2 protein-coding genes are annotated in these 2,322 nt (G+C 66.2%); both read right to left on the minus strand.

Annotated features, from left to right (window positions below; translation table 11 throughout):
- Nucleotides 1–152: 152 nt before the first annotated feature.
- The gene (locus ACWEO7_RS39200; protein WP_452430872.1) at nt 153–953 is read right to left on the minus strand and encodes an aminoglycoside adenylyltransferase domain-containing protein; all 801 of its coding nucleotides are present in this window, start codon (nt 951–953) and stop codon (nt 153–155) included.
- A 96-nt stretch (nt 954–1,049) separates the two neighbouring features.
- Nucleotides 1,050–2,021: an alpha/beta hydrolase gene (locus tag ACWEO7_RS39205; protein ID WP_452430873.1), complete on the minus strand. Its 972-nt coding sequence runs from the start codon at nt 2,019–2,021 to the stop codon at nt 1,050–1,052.
- Nucleotides 2,022–2,322: the final 301 nt, after the last annotated feature.

Here is a 2,322-nt window from a genome sequence, read left to right on the forward strand (position 1 = left end):
GACCCCGGCCGCGGCCCGGATCCACGAATGCCAGATCAGCCGGGGCCAGCGTGAAATACCGGAACAACTCCTCGCGGCTGATCTCCGGGAACCCCCGCAGACGCTCCAAGTCGCGTTTAGCAATCCAATGCTCAGATGCGCATGTCTACGTATCAGCATGGCGTTTGAGTCGCGGCTTCGTCGACGCGGTCCCCCACCCACGCCAGAAAGGCTCGCACGTCGGTGGTTGGCAGTGCGAGTGCGGCGGTGCGGGGGTGCTCGAAGCTGCGCAGCGCTGTGTCGATGAGGGGGGCGAAGTCTTCTTCGGACTTCGCGATCATCTGTGCCGCTTCGTGTTTGGCCAGCCAGCGACCGGTGCGACAGAACGCTACTGCTCGACAGCCGTTCAGCACTCGGTTGTCACCCAGATGGCCCTCTCCCCCAGCGTGTTCGCGTACCGAAGCCAGCAGCGCGGCATGAACGTCGCGCCGTGACGGTGCCGCGACGACCTGCCGCACGGCAGTCCCGTACAGGAGCCGTCCGGTCTCGTGGGCGATGGAGCGATCGATGACGTACCAGAAGGCCGATGAGTCCGCCGGATCGAAGCTGACGCGGTTCGGCAACAGGGGACCGGTGTTGAGGTCCATGAGATAACCGGCCGCGCTGGACGGTTCGGCGCTGAAATCCGAGCTGTAGACCACGAGTTCCAGCCCGGCCGCGGGGCACGGCAGCGACGAGTGCGCGAGCGATTCTGCCAGTTCGCGCAATGCCTGCGCGGGAAGCGACGGCGCGACGACGATGACCACGTCCACGTCGCTGCGCCCGTGCCGATAGTCCGCGAGCGCGACCGATCCCACGGCGAAGACACTCGTCAGATGACGCCCGCAGACGTTGCGGGCTCGTCGCACCAGCGCATCGAGGTAGGGCCGCAACTCAGCCGGGAGAAGGTCGGGATCCGCCAGGATGTCGGTCATGCGGGCCAGTATCCGCCAAGGCCGCCTCGGGGTGCGGATCGCCGGAGCTGTTCTCATGAGCCGAGTTCGGCTGTCCGGGCCCACGCGGCCTTCGGCTCAGCGCGGCAGTCCCAGTCCGTCGGCCAACACGGGCCACGAATTCTTCAGCGCATCCTGCCAATACCCCCACGAATGGGTTCCGGTGGGCTGGAAGTCGTAGGTGGCGGGGATGCCGAGGGAGTCGAGGCGGGCGCGCATGTTGTGCGTGCACCAGTTCACCGCGGCCTCGATCACACCGCCCAGCACCAGTTGGTTGAGGTAACCGCGCGGCCCTGGCTGAGCGTAGGCGCCGTTGTAGACGTCGTACATGCCAGGCACTCCGGTTCCCGTGGACAGGAACAGCCGTATGCCGCGCAGTTGGTCGGCGTGTAGGTACGGGTCGTTGGCCGCCCACATCGGGTCGTCGGGCGGGCCGTACATGTTCTCGGTGTCGCCGCCGCCCCAGCTCTCCACGGCGAGTTTCACGAACTCGCGGCCGATCGGGTCGCTGATCTGCGCGCAACCGCTGTAGGCCGCAACCGCCTGATACAGACCGGGTTTCGCGATCGGCAGCTGGAGCACCGAGGTCCCGGAGGTGGACAAGCCCGCGACGGCATTCACCCCGGTGGTGCCGAACTCGGCATCGATTAGCGGTGGCAACTCTTCGGTGAGGAAGGTCTTCCACTTGTACACACCGAGTTTCGGATCCGGCGCACGCCAATCGGTGTAATAGCTCCAACGCCCGCCCACCGGCTGCACGACGTTCACGTCTTTCCCGGCGAGAAAGCGCAGCACGTCGGTGTTCTTCTGCCAGGTCGCGCTGTCCTGACCACCGCCGCCACCGTTCAACAGATACAACGTCGGCCGCGGCACCGAACGGTCCGCCGGGCGCAGCACCTTCACCATGATGTCCTGCCCCATCGCCGCGGAATGCACCCGCACCTGCACCGTCCGATCGTCCTCCGGCCAGGAGCCGGTGATCGACGCGGCATCGGCGCTCGCGGGCGGCGATGCCGCGACCACTCCCGCGGTCACGGCGAACACCGCCATGAGCACGATGAGCGCGGGCCCCGAACAGCGACGGACTATTTCGATTCTCATCCGCACGCTGCCCGAAGCGGCGACAGGCGTGGCCGGGAGACCTGCGTCGACGTCGGAACTTCGTTTCATCGTTCGTCTTTCTCCGAGACCGGACCGTGGCGTTCGTCCACCGGCGCCGTCGCAGCTGCTCGACGCGCGCGGAAACTTCGTCAACGCTAGAACCAATGCCGCTCACATAAGGGTTTGACCTGGTCGTCAAATTTGCGAACCGGTCGGTGGGTGAGGCGGAGTCGGTTGTGTCGCTTCAGTT

This window comes from Nocardia sp. NPDC004260 (assembly GCF_053603155.1).